This is a genomic window from Microvirga lenta, from assembly GCF_020532555.1.
GTDB lineage: Bacteria > Pseudomonadota > Alphaproteobacteria > Rhizobiales > Beijerinckiaceae > Microvirga > Microvirga lenta.
This window is the reverse complement of the sequence record NZ_JAJBBR010000015.1, coordinates 86922-101055: the sequence shown is the minus strand read 5'-3', so window position 1 is coordinate 101055 and position 14134 is coordinate 86922. Positions and strand designations below refer to the sequence as shown.

Genomic DNA, 14134 nt, shown 5'->3' with positions numbered 1-14134 from the left:
GGTTGGCTGTCCTGGCGGCGTCAGCTGGCTATGTAGAGGCCGCCATTGACGTGCACCGTTTCACCCGTGATGAAGCTGGCCCAGTCGGAGCAGAGGAACGTGACGAGGCGCGCCACCTCCTCCGGGGTGCCGAGGCGCTTGAGCGGCGTCTGTGCCATCAGCTCGGGCCCGCGCGCGTCGAGCAGCGGCTGCACCATCGGACCTTCGATGAGACCGGGCGAGACCGCATTGACCCGGATGCGAGGGGCGAGCTCGAGGGCGAGCGACCGGGAGAAGGTGAGCACTCCGCCCTTCGCTGCCGCGTAATGCGCGTGCTTGTAGCTGCCCCTGTGGCCGGCCATGGAGGCAATGTTCACGATGGCTCCGCCGTCCGCGAGAACCGGGATGGCGGCGCGACACGTATAGAAGACGCCGCTCAGATTGATGTCGATCGACTGGCGCCACTGCTCGTCCGTCATGTCCGCGATCATCTGATCGCGGTAGAGGCCTGCTCCGGTCACGACGAAGTCGACCTTGCCGAAACGGTCCCTGGCGAGAGCCACGGCGTTTTCAGCATCTGCCGAGCTGGCTGCATCCTGCCGCAGACCGAGGGCGCGCTCGCCCGAAGGGTCGAGCTCGTTCGCGAAGGTCTGGATTCCGGCCTCGTCCAGATCGGTCAGGACGCAATTGGCGCCCAGGCCGAAAAAGATCCTCGCAATGGCACGGCTGATGCTGCCATTGGCTCCGGTGAGGAACAGGGTCTTTTGCGAGAAGTCGAACATCGTTCCGCTTCGGTCCAATCCGCTTGTCACGTCAACAGCCAGCCGCCTGCCACGTCGCAGACCTGGCCCGTCACGAAGGCGGCGCCGTCCGACGTCAGGAAGAGGCACATGCTTGCCACGTCCTCCGGGCTTCCGAGCCGCCGCAGAGGGGTCGCAAGACGCGCCGCCTCATTGGCCTCCGGAGCGGAGCCGCGCATCAGCGGCGTGTCGATCCGGCCTGGAGCGATGGCGTTGATGGTGATCCCGTCGGGACCGAGTTCTCCGGCCAGATGCTTGGTGAAGCCGATCAGGGCTGCCTTGGACGCGGCATAGTGAACCCCGACGATGTCGCAATAGGTCCGGCCTGCAACCGACGAGATGTTGACGATGCGTCCACGACCGAGTTCCCGCATCCCGGGCACCACAGCCCGCACGCAGTTGAAGCCGCCGGTCAGATTGACGTCGATGACCCGGCGCCACTCGTCGGGCTGCATGTCCCAGACCGGGGAGCGTTTTCCGTCGCCCCCCGACTTGGGTGAGATGCCGGCATTGTTGACGAGGATCTCGATGGGGCCGAGGGTCTCGGAAACCCGGCGGCACGCCTCTGCCACCGCCTGATCGTCCGCCACGTCGGCCGACAGCGCCATGGCCTCGCAGCCGCGCTGCTTGGCGGCCGCCGCCGCCTCTTCCGCGAGAGCGGGATCGTGGTCGAGATAGGCCACCTTGGCCCCGGCGGCAGAATGGGCGTCCGCCATGGCCCGCCCGATGCCGCGTCCGGCTCCGGTCACCAGAGCGACGCGGCCAGCATGGGAACTCATCGGCGGATCTCCAGCATGATCTTACCCTGATGGGCGCTCGATTCCATCAACTCGTGCGCGGCGCGCGCCTCCTCGAGGGGGAAGGTAGCATGCAGGACCGGCCTGACAGCTCCCTTTTCAAGGAGTGGCCAGACGTTCCGGCGCAGCGCCTCGGCAATCGCGGCCTTCAACTCGACCGAACGCGGACGCAGGGTCGAGCCGGTAATGGTGAGGCGGCGGATCATGACGGGTGTGAAGTCGATCTCGGCCTTGCTCGACTGCAGGAAGGCGATCTGAACCAACCTGCCTTCGAGAGCCAGAATAGAGAAATTACGGGCGATGTAAGGGGCGCCGACCATGTCGAGAACCACGTCCACGCCCCGCTTGTCGGTGAGATTGCGAACCTCCTCGACGAAATCCTGATTGCGGTAGTTGATGGCCGCATCCGCACCGAGCGACCGGCAGAAATCGCACTTTTCCTGCGAGCCTGCCGTGGCATAGACGGTCGCTCCGGCCTGCTTGGCGAGCTGGATGGCCGTCGAGCCGATTCCGCTGGACCCGCCATGGACCAGGAGCGTCTCGCCCGCCTTGAGCCGGCCACGGGTGAACACGTTGTCGTAAACCGTGAAATACGTCTCCGGGATTCCGCCCGCTTCGAGCAAGGAGAGGGGACCGGGAATCGGGAGACAGAGCGGTTCGTCAGCGACGCAGTACTCCGCATAGCCGCCGCTGGCGACGAGCGCGCAGACCTCCTCGCCGACCTGCAGCCTCTCGACGCCGTCGCCGAGGGCGACGATTCGACCCGAGACTTCGAGGCCGGGAATGTCGGTTGCGCCAGGCGGGGGAGGGTAGCCGCCCGCCCGCTGGAGACAATCGGGCCGGTTCACCCCGGCTGCAGCCACTTCGATCAGGACCTGGCCCTTGCCGGGACGGGGAACCGGGGCATTCTCCAGCCGGATGACCTCAGGGCCGCCAGCCCCTTCGAAGCGGACCTGCCGCATTGTCTCGGGAATTGCCATCGTGAGTCGTTCCTCCTGCACCAGTTGCCTTCGCGGCGGTCGGTTGTGCCCGACCATCTTCCTACTTTCAAACGGGTAGCAATTTTCCACTTGTCAGGCAACTTGGTTATCTGCAGTATCGCGGGTGCCGGGAACGTGCCGGCCGGTGCGCCGTGCCGCGCCCGTTCGACAGAAGCCCTGCCCGACAGAGGCTTCAGGGAGGAAACCGATGAAACTCTTTGCAAAGGTGGCGCTCGCCACCACCCTGGCGCTGTCCGCCGCGCCGGCCCTCGCGCAGGAAACCGTCAAGATCGGTGCGCTCTATCCCTTCTCCGGCGGCCTGGCGCTGCTCGGCGACGAGAGCTTCCGCGGCCTCGAGCTCGCGGTCGAGGAGCGCAACGCCAAGGGCGGCCTCAACGGCAAGCCGATCCAGATGATCCGCGGCGACGCGGTCGATCCGAACCAGGCCGTGGGCGAGGCGCGACGCCTCACCTCGGTCGACAAAGTCAACGCCATTTTCGGCACCTATTCGTCCTCTTTGGCCATTGCGGCGACGCAGGTGGCGGAGCTGGCGGGGGTGCCGTATTTCGAGCTCGGCGCGATCTCGGACCCGATCACCGAACGCGGCTTCCAGTACACCTTCCGCACCAACCCCACCTCCAAGGACTTCGCCAACCGCATGGTCGATGCGATCTCGGACGCGGTGGCGCCGGCGCTGGGGGTGGACCCGAAGAGCCTGAAGGTCGGCATCATCCATGAGGACTCGCTCTACGGCCAGACCGTGGCCGGGTTCCAGCAGAAGCGGGCACAGGAGAAGGGGCTCAACCTGGTCGAGACGCTGCCGTACTCGGCCAAGTCGGTGGACTTGACGCCGGTGATCCTGCGGCTGAAGTCGGCCGGTGTCGACGTGGTGCTGCAGACCTCGTACCAGAACGACACGGTGCTGTTCTTCCGCCAGATGAAGGACCAGGGCTTCAAGCCCAAGGCGGTTATCGGTGCCGGTGGCGGTTATTCCCTCCGCGACACGGTCCAGGCGGTGGGCCCCGAGAACATGGAAGGGGCGCTGAACGTGGACTTCACCCAGTACCGCACCAATCCGGCGGCGGCCCCGGGGATCGACGCGTTCGAGAAGAAGTACCAGGCCAAGTACGGCACGCCGCCGCGCTCCGGCCACAGCCTGGCGAACTACATGGGCGCGAACGTGTTCCTGGACGCCATGGCTTCGGCCAAGGACCTGTCGGCGGATGCGATCCGCGAGGCGGTGATGAAGGTGGACGTGCCGGAAGGGACAACGCCGACCGGCTGGGGCGCCAAGTTCAACGAGCAGGGCCAGAACACGCGGGTGAGCCCGTTCCTGATGCAGTGGCAGGGGGGCGAGCTTGTGACGGTGTTCCCGGAGAAGGCGGCCGTGGCCAAGCTGAAGACGGGCGTGGGCGCGAACTGATCCCGTCCTGACCTCTGCCGGCCTCCGCCGCGCATCGCCGCGGAGGCCGCTCTCAATCACAAAAAGTGTTTCACGCCAGCGTCCCGGAGGCCTGACGATGGACGTCTTCGTACAGCTTATCCTCAACGGCATTCTGCTCGGCAGCATGTATGCCATCATCAGCGTCGGGTTGACGCTCATTTTCGGTATCGTCCGCGTCGTCAACTTCGCGCATGGCGAATTCCTGATGGTCGGCATGTATGCCGTGTATCTTCTCGCCGCGAATCTCGGGTTTCACCCCTATGTGTCCGCGGTTCCCATCGTCATCCTGCTCTTTGCCATGGGTGCCCTGGTGCAGCGGTTCATCATCCAGCCGCTCCTGGGAGCCGACGAGCATATCCAGATCTTCGCGATGGTCGGTCTGTCGACCGCTCTCGTGAACCTCGCCCTGCTGATCTTCGGCGCCGACCTCTACTCGGTGAACACCCCGAGCGTGCGTCAGTCCATCGCCTTCGGCGGCTATACGCTCCTGATCGGCCAGCTGGTGATGTTCTTCTGCGCCCTCGCACTGGTCGCCGGGCTTCACTTCTTCATGCAGACGACCCCGCTCGGCCGCGCCATCCGCGCCACGGCGCAGAACCGGAACGCGGCGCTCCTCATGGGCGTCAGGGTCAATCGCATCTACATCTTCTCCTTCGGCCTCGGCGCCGCCTGCGTGGGCCTGGCCAGTGCCCTTCTGATGCCGCTCTACCCGGTGACCCCGACCATCGGCACGTACTTCGTTCTCACTGCCTTCGTGGTCGTGGTGCTTGGAGGCATGCGGAGCATGTACGGCGCGTTCGCCGGTGCGATGATCATCGGCATCGTGGACAGTCTTTCCGGCTACTACATCGCGCCGGACCTCAAGGAAGTGGTCTATTTCGCGATCTTCATCCTCATCCTGATCTTCAAGCCGACGGGCCTGTTCGGGCTCGGCCGCGGGACGGAGTGAACCCATGACCGCCAAAGCTCTTGCGACCCCGGCCGCAGCCCGTCGAAAGTCGGGCCTGCTGAGCCGCCTGACGGATCCGCGAGTCTACTGCTCGCTCCTGGCACTCTCGCTGCTCCTCATCATTCCGGTCGCCATCGACTCCCCGTTCATCGTGCACGTCTTCGTCACGATCTGCGTCTTCGCGGCCCTGTCCACGGCCTGGAACATCGTGGGCGGCTATGCCGGGCAGCTCTCGCTCGGCCACATGGTGTTCTACGGTATCGGCGGCTATACGACGGCGCTGTTGATCCAGCACTTCAGTCTGTCTCCCTGGATCGGTATGTGGGCCGGCGCGGCGCTCTCGGTGCTGGTCGGCATCGGGATCGGATACCCATGTTTCCGCCTGCGCGGACCGTTCTTCTCCCTCGCCACCATCGCGTTCCTGGAAGTGGTGCGTCTGCTCGCGATCCACTTCCATGGGGTCACGGGCGGCGCAGCCGGCTTGATCGTTCCCCTCAAGCTCGGATGGCAGTGGATGATCTTCCGGGAGAAGATCAACTATCTCTACATCGCGTTCGGACTGCTCCTCTTCGCGATGGCCGTGTCGTGGGCGATCCGCAATTCCAAGCTCGGCTTCTATCTGACCGCCGTGCGCGAGCGCGAGGACGCGGCCCTCGCGGCGGGCGTTTCCAATACGCGGGTCAAGTTGAAGGCCGTGATGATCTCCGCGGGTCTGACCTCCCTGGTCGGCTCCTTCCACGCCATGTACATCACCTTCCTCGAGCCGGCGACGATGTTCTCTCTCGCCACATCGATCGAGATCGCCATGTTCTCGCTGATCGGGGGCCTCGGCACGGTGGCGGGACCGCTCCTCGGGACGGTGCTGGTGGTGCCGCTCGCGGAGCTTGCCCGCGGCTGGCTGGGGGCTTCGGCCAACGGCCTGCACGGCTTCGTCTACGGAACGGTCCTCGTCCTCATCACGCTCACGCTGCCCGGCGGTCTCGCCGGAACGTTCGGACCATGGGTCGTGCGCTGGATCGACCGTCTGCCGGGCGGCGGCACGCGCCGGGAGGAGTACGAAGCCCCCGAAGCGCGCCCGATCACCGGCACGCCGGGAGAGCCGATCCTGACGGCGGAGAACCTCGTCATGAAGTTCGGCGGCCTGACGGCGACGGACAACGTCTCCATCACCCTCCACCGCGGCGAGATTCTCGGCATCATCGGCCCCAATGGCGCAGGCAAGACGACGATCTTCAATCAGATCTCGGGCTTCCTGAAGCCGACCTCCGGTAGCATCTCGGTCGTCGGACCCGATGGAGCCACGAGGACGCCGGTTTCCGCCGACGAGTTCGCTCGCCTGGGCGTGGGCCGCACGTTCCAGATCGTGCAGCCCTTCGGGAAGCTGACCGTGCTCGAGAACATCATGGTGGGGGCGTTCATGCGCCATGCGAAGGTGGACGACGCCCGCGCCGCCGCCCTGCGGGTCGCACGCCTGGTCGGTCTCGAGGACATCAAGGACGTGGAGGCGCGCAATCTGCCGATCGGCGGCCTGAAGCGCCTGGAAGTCGCCCGCACCCTCGCAACGGAGCCCTCGATCCTGCTCCTGGACGAGGTCATGGCGGGCCAGAGCCAGTCCGACACGCAGCGCATGGTCCAGCTGATCCGGACCATTCGCGACAGCGGCGTCACGGTCATCGCCATCGAGCACAACATGCAGGCGATCATGAGCCTGTCCGATCGGATCGTCGTGGTGGATTCCGGGCGCGTGATCGCCCAGGGCGACCCACAGGAGGTCGTGAAGGACCGGCGCGTGATCGAGGCCTATCTCGGAGAGGATTTCGTCCATGCTCAAGGTATCTAACGTCACGGCGGGCTATGGTCGGACCGTCATTCTCCAGGATCTCTCCATCGAGGTCGGTCGGGGCGAGGTGGTCACGATCATCGGCTCCAACGGCGCCGGCAAGACGACGCTGCTGCGGACGATTTCCGGTCTCGTGAAACCCACCCGCGGCGAGATCGTCTTCGACGGAGAAAGGATCGACGGGCAGGAGCCTGCCGACATCGTCGGGCGCGGTCTCGTGATGGTTCCCGAGGCGCGCCAGCTCTTTCCGGTCATGACCGTCCGCGATAACGTCATGATGGGCTGCTACCACCCCAACGTCCGCGAGGGCGCGTCCCGGCGGTTCGAGGAGGTTCTCGACATCTTCCCGAGGGTGAGGGAGCGCCTCGATCAGCTGGCGGGCTCTCTCTCCGGCGGCGAGCAGCAGATGGTCGCCATCGCTCGCGGCCTGATGGCCTCCCCGAAGCTCCTGATGCTCGACGAGCCGTCGCTTGGGCTGGCTCCCCTGATCGTGCAGCAGATGTTCGGAATCGTGGAGCGCATCTGCTCCATGGGCACTACGGTCCTTCTCGTGGAGCAGAAGGCGTTTCACGCCCTCAAGATCGCAGACCGTGCCTACGTCATTGAGAACGGCCGCATCGCCATGCAGAACACCGGGGCCGGTCTCCTGGCCGATCCTCACATCAAGACTGCGTATCTCGGAATCTAACGGACCAAAGCGGACATGCTGCATCGGAACTACATCGGCGGAGAATGGCTCGAAGGCGCCTCCGTCAACGTCAACATCAATCCCTCCAATCTCGACGACGTCGTCGGGGAATACGCGTCGGCGGATGCCGCGCAGACCGAGCAGGCCATCGAGGCCGCCCACGCGGCCTTTCCCGCTTGGGCCATGTCGAGCCCCGAGGTGCGCTCCGACGCGCTGGATAGGATCGGCACCGAGCTTCTCGCCCGGAAGGACGAACTCGGCGCTCTCCTGTCCCGCGAGGAGGGCAAGACGCTTCCCGAGGGGATCGGCGAGGTCGTCCGCGCCGGCCGCGTCTTCAAGTTCTTTGCCGGGGAGGCCCTGCGCCTGACTGGCGACCGTCTGCCTTCGGTGAGGGCAGGGGTGGACGTGGAGATCGTTCGCGAGCCGGAAGGCGTCGTGGGTCTGATCACGCCCTGGAACTTTCCCATTGCGATTCCGGCCTGGAAGATTGCCCCGGCGCTGGCCTACGGCAACACGGTGGTGTTCAAGCCGGCGGATCTCGTGCCTGGCTCCGGCTGGGCCTTGGCCGAGATCATCTCCCGGGCGGGCCTTCCGGCGGGGGTGTTCAACCTTGTGATGGGGCCGGGATCCCAGGTCGGCAACGCCATCGTGAAATCCCCGAAGGTTCGGGCGGTGAGCTTCACCGGCTCGGTGCCGGTCGGTCGCCGGCTGGCCGGAGACCTCGTGGCGCGCGGGGCCAAGATCCAGCTGGAGATGGGCGGCAAGAACCCCCTGATCGTTCTCGACGACGCCGACCTCAAGGTGGCGGTGGAATGCGCCGCCAACGGCGCCTTCTTCTCCACCGGGCAGCGTTGCACGGCTTCCTCGCGTCTCATCGTGCAGGAGGGCATCCACGACCGTTTCGTGGCGGCGCTTCGGGAGCGCATGGCGGGACTGAAGGTGGACGATGCCCTCAAGGCGGGCACGGATATCGGGCCGGTCGTGAGCCGTAACCAGCTGGAGCAGAATCTCGGCTATGTGAAGGTGGGCCAGGACGACGGAGCCAAAGTGGAAGCCGGCGGCGAAGTGCTCGAGCGCGGCACCCCGGGATATTACATGGCTCCGGCTCTCCTCACGGAGACCACCAACGAGATGCGGGTCAACCGCGAGGAAATCTTCGGGCCGGTCGCCACCGTGATCCGGGTGCGCGACTACGAGGAGGCCGTGTCGGTCGCCAACGACACGGAATTCGGTCTGTCCTCTGGTATCTGCACCACATCCCTCAAATATGCGAGCGACTTCAAGAAGCGGTCGAGCGCCGGGATGGTCATGGTCAACCTGCCGACGGCGGGCGTCGACTATCACACCCCGTTCGGCGGGCGGAAAGGCTCGTCCTACGGCCCGCGTGAGCAGGGCGCCTATGCCCGCGAGTTCTACACGGCGGTGAAAGTCGCCTACACGCTGGGGTGATGCGATGACGGAAATTACCGGACACACCAGGGTCTGGGCGATCCTGGCGGACCCGATCCACCACGTGAAGACGCCCCAGGCTCTGAACGCCCTCATGCGCAAGCGGGGTGTCGATGGTGTGCTCATCCCCATCCATGTCGGGGCGGACGATCTTTCAGGCCTCGTTTCCGGCCTCAGGACCATGCGCAACCTCGGCGGCCTCATCGTCACCGTGCCGCACAAGACGGCCATGGTGGCGCTCTGCGACGAGGTCAGCCCAGCGGCACGGGCCATCGGCGCGGTCAACACGGTTCGCCGCGAGGCGGACGGCAGGCTGGTCGGGGAGATGCTCGACGGCGCCGGTTTCGTTGCGGGCCTGCGCCAGGCGGGAATCGAGCCGAAAGGCCGCAGCGCCTATCTCGCCGGTGCGGGCGGCGCGGCCAATGCGATTGCCTTCGCTCTTGCGGAAGCAGGCGTGTCCCGCCTGACGGTCGCCAACCGCACCCGGAGCAAGTGCGAGGATCTCGCGCAGCGGCTCGCAGAGGCCTATCCCGGCTTTGCGGTGGAGATCGGGTCTCCCGACCCGTCCGGACACGAGATCGTCGTCAATGCGACGTCGCTCGGCCTGCGCGAGAACGATCCGCTGCCGCTCGATGCCGACCGCCTCACGCCGGATCAGATCGTCGCCGAGATCATCATGCAGCCGGAGACGACGGCGCTGCTCGCCGCGGCGAAGGAGCGTGGATGCCGGACGCATCCGGGCGGGCCCATGCTGGCCTGCCAGCTCGAACTCATGGCGGACTTCACGGAGATGCGCCCGTGAACGGCGCGGGCAGCCTCCAGGGACGTTGTGCGCTGATTACGGGCGGCGCCTCCGGCATCGGCCTCGAAATCACGCGCGCGTTCAGGGCCCAGGGCGCCAGGATCGTTGTTTTCGACCGTGACCCCGCAGCCGGCGAGGCTCTGCGCGATTTCGACGATGTCCTGGTCGTTCAAGGCGACGTGACCGAACCGTCGGATCTCAAGGGGGCTTTCGATGCCGCCGAGGAGCGGTTCGGCGCCGTGGATGTGGCGGTGGCGAATGCCGGCGTGTCCCAGAACAGCCCGACGCTGGATCTGGACCTCGCCGCATGGCGCCGGGTGATGAGCATCAATCTCGACGGCGTCTTCCTCACCGCTCAGGAGGCCGGGCGGCGAATGATCCCGCGCGGACAGGGGCGCATCCTGCTCATGGCGTCCATGTACGGTGTCGTCGCCGCGCCCGAACGGCTCGGGTACTGCGTTTCGAAGAGCGGCGTCGTCATGATGGCGAAGGCTTTGGCCGTCGAATGGGCCCGCCACGGAATCCGCGTGAACGCGATTGCACCCGGCTACGTGCGCACACCTTTCCTGGACGACCTCATCGCCCGTGGCCGCCTCGATTTGGAGAAGCTCCAGGAGCGCACGCCCATCGGACGCCTGATCGAAAGCCGCGAGGTGGCAGATATGGCGACCTTCCTCGCTTCCGACGCCTGCGGCGCCGTGACCGGGCAGGTGCTGGGCGTCGACGGCGGCTGGACCGCCTACGGATACATCTAGGAGGATCGCAATGCCGGAGCGGATCAAGCTTACCGCCGCAGCTCCCTGGATCGAGCTGAAGACCACCCGCAAGGACTGGCGCAGCGCCGATCCGGCGCTCCTCGGCGAAATGCTGACGCAGATGCATCTCATCCGCGCCTTCGAGGAAACGGTGCTCGATCTCGCCGGCGAAGGCCTGGTGCATGGCCCGGCGCACTCCTCCATCGGTCAGGAAGGCGGCGCAGTCGGCTCCATCGTCGGGTTGCGCGACAGCGATCAGATCAATGGCTCCCATCGTGGGCACCACCAGTTCCTCGCCAAGGCTCTGTCCTATGCAGCCCGGGGCCTCGACCCGAAGACCGCCTTTCCTTCGGAGGTCGAGCCGGTCCTCCACCGGACGCTTGCGGAAATCCTGGGGCTGGAGCCCGGCTTCGGGCATGGCCGCGGCGGCTCCATGCATCTGCGCTGGGCGGAAGCGGGGGCCCTCGGCACCAACGCCATCGTGGGTGGCGGCGTGCCTCTCGCGGCCGGGGCCGCCATGGCCCACAAGCTTGCCGGAACGGGAGATGTGGCGGTCACCTATTTCGGGGACGGCGCCGTGAACATCGGCACGGCCCTGGAGACCATGAACCTCGCAGCGGCATGGTCCCTGCCGATGCTGTTCTTCATCGAGAACAATTTCTACGCTGTCGCGACAAGGGTCGAGGAGGTCACGCGCGAGGCCCGTCTGTCCGGACGCGGCTGCGGATTCGGGATCCCGTCCTGGCGGGTCGACGGGATGGACCCGCTGGCGGTTCACCTCGCCACCACGGAGGCCCTCCAGCTTCTACGCGAGGGGAAGGGGCCTGCGCTCATCGAGGTCGAGGTCTATCGCTTCTTCCACCAGAACGGACCGCTGCCGGGTTCCGCGTTCGGCTATCGCAGCAAGGACGAGGAGGCGGCCTGGCGCGCCCGCGATCCGCTCACCCGCGCGGCGACCGAAATGGTGGCGCGCGGTCTCCTGGAGGAGGCTGACGTGGCCGATCTTCGGGACCGGTCCAAGGCGCTCATGTCCGGCATCGCCGAGAAGCTCGTGGAGCCCCACCGCAATTCCCGCCGCGTCAGGCCGGAGCTGTGGCCGGACACGGCCTTCGTCGATGTCGGCATTCGCGGCGACCTCCCCGACTTGCAGGATGCGAGGGTCGTGGAGGCGGACAGCCATGGCGGGACGACCCAGGAGCGCAAGTTCGTCGATGTCATCGCGGATGTCCTGCACCGGCGCTTCGAGACGGATTCGTCGCTGATCCTCATGGGCGAGGACATCCACCGTCTGAAAGGCGGCACCAACGGCGCCACGCGCGGGTTGGCCGCGGCCTTCCCGGGACGCGTGCTCGGAACCCCGATCAGCGAAGCCGCCTTTACGGGCTTAGCGGGCGGGCTGGCGATGGATGGCCGTTATCGGCCCATCATCGAGTTCATGTATCCCGACTTCATGTGGGTTGCCGCCGACCAGGTCTTCAACCAGATCGGCAAGGCCCGTCACATGTTCGGCGGCGATACCGACGTGCCTCTCGTGCTCCGCACCAAGATCGCCATGGGAACCGGCTACGGCTCGCAGCACTCCCTCGACCCCGCGGGTGTTTTCGCCACCTCGCCGGGCTGGCGCATCATTGCCCCGTCCACGCCCTTTGACTACGTGGGCCTGATGAATGCGGCCCTCCGGTGCCGGGATCCGATTCTGGTGATCGAGCATGTCGATCTCTACCAGAGCATGGGCAGCGTACCGGCGGACGATCTCGATTATGTGATACCCCTGGGGCGGGCGCGGGTCGTTCGGCCCGGCCGGCACCTCACGGTACTGACCTATTCCGCGATGGTCGCCAAAACCCTCGAAACGGTGGAGAAGCTCGGTCTCGATGCGGAGGTGATCGACCTTCGCAGCCTCGACCGCGCCTCCCTCGACTGGGACACCATCGGCGAGAGCATTCGCCGGACCAACAACGTGGTCATCGTCGAGCAGGGCTCCCTCGGCACCTCCTACGGCACGATGCTTGCGGACGAAATCCAGCGCCGCTATCTCGACTGGCTCGATCAACCGGTGCAGCGCGTCCACGGCCGGGAGGCTTCGCCCACCATTTCCAAGGTGTTGGAGCGCGCCGCCTTCGCGGGGCATCAGGAGGTGGCCCGGGGCCTCGCATCCGCCATGGCCGCGAAGGGCATGCCCCTGGACCGTGCGGTTTTGGACGAGGCTTTCCGATGAGTGTTCCTGCCCCTGTTCTCGAACGTCTGCAGGGCATCCTCGGCCCTGCAGGCCTCATCACCGAGGGGCCCGATCTCGAGCCCTTCGCCATCGACTGGCGCCGACTCTTTCCGGGCGTCCCGGCCTGTGTCGCGCGTCCCGCAACGACCGAACAGGTCGCGGCGATCGTCCGGGCCTGCCACGAAGCTGGAATCCCCATCGTTCCCCAGGGGGGAAACACGGGGCTGGCGGGTGGCGCTGTTCCGGACGCATCCGGCAGGCAGGTCGTTCTCTCCCTGACGCGCATGGCGGCGATCCGCGAGGTCGACCCGGTCGGGATGACCATCGAGGCGGAGGCCGGGTGCATCCTGAAGGTCGCACAGGATGCGGCCCTGAGGGAAAATCGCGTCCTGCCGATCAGCCTGGCGGCGGAAGGCTCCGCCACCATCGGCGGTGTCGTCGCGGCCAATGCGGGCGGCGTCAACGTTCTGCGCTACGGCATGACCCGCAGCCTCGTGCTCGGCCTCGAGGTGGTTCTGCCCGACGGCACGGTGGTGAACGGATTGCGACGTCTTCGCAAGGACAATGCCGGCTATGACTGGAAGCAGCTCTTCATCGGCAGCGAGGGCACCCTCGGAATCGTGACGGCGGCGGTCCTGCGGCTGCTGCCCAAGCCGCAGCACTCGGTCACGGCTCTCATGTCCGTGCCGGATCCGAATGCGGCGCTGCAGCTCCTGGAGCTGTCGCAGAACGAACTCGGCGACACGATCTCGGCTTTCGAGCTGATCTCGCGGACCTCCCTCCAGCTCGTGGAGAAGCACGCGGGGCTGAAGCCGCCCATCGGCGAGGGCGAGTGGTTCGTGCTGATCGAGGCCGCCTCCAGCCTGTCGGGCATGCGCGAGGCCGCGGAGACCGTGCTGGGAACGGCGCTGGAAAACGAACTGGCGCTCGATGGCGTGGTGGCGGAGTCCGGCAGCCAGGCCGCGCAGCTCTGGGCCCTGCGCGAGCACGTGACCGAGTCGGAGGCGCGGGAGGGCAAGAGCGTCAAGCACGACGTGTCGGTCCCCTTATCCGCGGTTCCGCAGTTCCTCGACGAGGCCGGAACGGCGCTCGCCGCAGGCGCACCCGGCACCCGGGTGAATGCCTTCGGGCACTTGGGCGACGGCAACATCCACTACAACGTGCTGGTAGGGACTGAGCACGACGCGACGTCGGTGAACAGGATCGTGCACGATGTGGTGGCGCGGTTCGGCGGCAGCATTTCGGCCGAGCATGGCATCGGCCAGTACCGCGTCGGCGAACTCGCCCGGTACCGCTCCACGGCGGAAATGGATTTGGCGGCACGCCTCAAGCGGACCCTCGATCCCGAGGGGCTGCTCAATCCCGGCAAGGTGCTTGCGTCTTCAACCGGTTCCTTCGGGCGGTCCTCGGCGCCCGACCATAACGAGTAACGT

At 66.4% G+C, this 14134-nt stretch carries 12 protein-coding genes; 9 read left to right on the top strand and 3 right to left on the bottom strand.

All coding sequences use genetic code 11. The features are described from left to right. Window positions 1–20: 20 nt before the first annotated feature. Genes LGR44_RS19785 through LGR44_RS19775 form a run of 3 tightly spaced genes read right to left on the bottom strand, consistent with a single transcriptional unit; the run spans window position 21 to window position 2556 of the window. Complete coding sequence (locus LGR44_RS19785) at window positions 21–761, bottom strand: SDR family NAD(P)-dependent oxidoreductase (RefSeq protein ID WP_226742439.1); 741 nt, start codon at window positions 759–761, stop codon at window positions 21–23. 26 nt (window positions 762–787) lie between these two features. Next, window positions 788–1558, bottom strand: a complete 771-nt coding sequence (locus LGR44_RS19780; protein ID WP_226742438.1) for an SDR family oxidoreductase — start codon at window positions 1556–1558, stop codon at window positions 788–790. Beyond that, window positions 1555–2556, bottom strand: a complete 1002-nt coding sequence (locus LGR44_RS19775; protein ID WP_226742437.1) for an NAD(P)H-quinone oxidoreductase — start codon at window positions 2554–2556, stop codon at window positions 1555–1557. Before LGR44_RS19775 ends, LGR44_RS19780 begins: the two co-directional genes overlap by 4 nt. Window positions 2557–2764: 208 nt before the next feature. Between LGR44_RS19775 and LGR44_RS19770 the strand changes: the two genes are divergently transcribed. From LGR44_RS19770 to LGR44_RS19730, 9 genes are all read left to right on the top strand, one after another. Next, window positions 2765–3979 carry an ABC transporter substrate-binding protein gene (locus tag LGR44_RS19770; RefSeq protein ID WP_226742436.1) on the top strand — a complete coding sequence of 405 codons (1215 nt, stop codon included), beginning with the start codon at window positions 2765–2767 and terminating at the stop codon, window positions 3977–3979. 97 nt (window positions 3980–4076) lie between these two features. Then, window positions 4077–4949 carry a branched-chain amino acid ABC transporter permease gene (locus LGR44_RS19765; RefSeq protein ID WP_226742435.1) on the top strand — a complete coding sequence of 291 codons (873 nt, stop codon included), beginning with the start codon at window positions 4077–4079 and terminating at the stop codon, window positions 4947–4949. Between the two features lie 4 nt (window positions 4950–4953). After that, window positions 4954–6789: a branched-chain amino acid ABC transporter ATP-binding protein/permease gene (locus LGR44_RS19760; RefSeq protein ID WP_226742434.1), complete on the top strand. Its 1836-nt coding sequence runs from the start codon at window positions 4954–4956 to the stop codon at window positions 6787–6789. Beyond that, window positions 6773–7477 carry an ABC transporter ATP-binding protein gene (locus tag LGR44_RS19755; RefSeq protein WP_226742433.1) on the top strand — a complete coding sequence of 235 codons (705 nt, stop codon included), beginning with the start codon at window positions 6773–6775 and terminating at the stop codon, window positions 7475–7477. The genes LGR44_RS19760 and LGR44_RS19755 overlap by 17 nt, the downstream gene beginning before the upstream one ends. Window positions 7478–7492: 15 nt before the next feature. Next, entirely contained in the window at window positions 7493–8926 is a 1434-nt protein-coding gene (locus LGR44_RS19750) for an aldehyde dehydrogenase family protein (protein ID WP_226742432.1), read from the top strand. Between the two features lie 4 nt (window positions 8927–8930). Continuing rightward, window positions 8931–9728 (top strand): shikimate dehydrogenase family protein, encoded by a 798-nt coding sequence (locus LGR44_RS19745; protein ID WP_226742431.1) that lies wholly within the window; start codon window positions 8931–8933, stop codon window positions 9726–9728. Then, window positions 9725–10483, top strand: a complete 759-nt coding sequence (locus LGR44_RS19740; protein ID WP_226742430.1) for an SDR family NAD(P)-dependent oxidoreductase — start codon at window positions 9725–9727, stop codon at window positions 10481–10483. The genes LGR44_RS19745 and LGR44_RS19740 overlap by 4 nt, the downstream gene beginning before the upstream one ends. A gap of 10 nt (window positions 10484–10493) precedes the next feature. Continuing rightward, entirely contained in the window at window positions 10494–12701 is a 2208-nt protein-coding gene (locus LGR44_RS19735; protein WP_226742429.1) for an alpha-ketoacid dehydrogenase subunit alpha/beta, read from the top strand. Beyond that, complete coding sequence (locus LGR44_RS19730) at window positions 12698–14131, top strand: FAD-binding oxidoreductase (RefSeq protein WP_226742428.1); 1434 nt, start codon at window positions 12698–12700, stop codon at window positions 14129–14131. The genes LGR44_RS19735 and LGR44_RS19730 overlap by 4 nt, the downstream gene beginning before the upstream one ends. The last annotated feature ends 3 nt before the right edge of the window (window positions 14132–14134 follow it).

Excerpts from the sequence above, each read along its gene's own strand:
- LGR44_RS19785 (WP_226742439.1), bottom strand. The coding sequence starts at position 761 with ATGTTCGACTTCTCGCAAAAGACCCTGTTCCTCACCGGAGCCAATGGC.
- LGR44_RS19780 (WP_226742438.1), bottom strand. The coding sequence starts at position 1,558 with ATGAGTTCCCATGCTGGCCGCGTCGCTCTGGTGACCGGAGCCGGACGC.
- LGR44_RS19775 (WP_226742437.1), bottom strand. The coding sequence starts at position 2,556 with ATGGCAATTCCCGAGACAATGCGGCAGGTCCGCTTCGAAGGGGCTGGC.
- LGR44_RS19770 (WP_226742436.1), top strand. The coding sequence starts at position 2,765 with ATGAAACTCTTTGCAAAGGTGGCGCTCGCCACCACCCTGGCGCTGTCC.
- LGR44_RS19765 (WP_226742435.1), top strand. The coding sequence starts at position 4,077 with ATGGACGTCTTCGTACAGCTTATCCTCAACGGCATTCTGCTCGGCAGC.
- LGR44_RS19760 (WP_226742434.1), top strand. The coding sequence starts at position 4,954 with ATGACCGCCAAAGCTCTTGCGACCCCGGCCGCAGCCCGTCGAAAGTCG.
- LGR44_RS19755 (WP_226742433.1), top strand. The coding sequence starts at position 6,773 with ATGCTCAAGGTATCTAACGTCACGGCGGGCTATGGTCGGACCGTCATT.
- LGR44_RS19750 (WP_226742432.1), top strand. The coding sequence starts at position 7,493 with ATGCTGCATCGGAACTACATCGGCGGAGAATGGCTCGAAGGCGCCTCC.
- LGR44_RS19745 (WP_226742431.1), top strand. The coding sequence starts at position 8,931 with ATGACGGAAATTACCGGACACACCAGGGTCTGGGCGATCCTGGCGGAC.
- LGR44_RS19735 (WP_226742429.1), top strand. The coding sequence starts at position 10,494 with ATGCCGGAGCGGATCAAGCTTACCGCCGCAGCTCCCTGGATCGAGCTG.
- LGR44_RS19730 (WP_226742428.1), top strand. The coding sequence starts at position 12,698 with ATGAGTGTTCCTGCCCCTGTTCTCGAACGTCTGCAGGGCATCCTCGGC.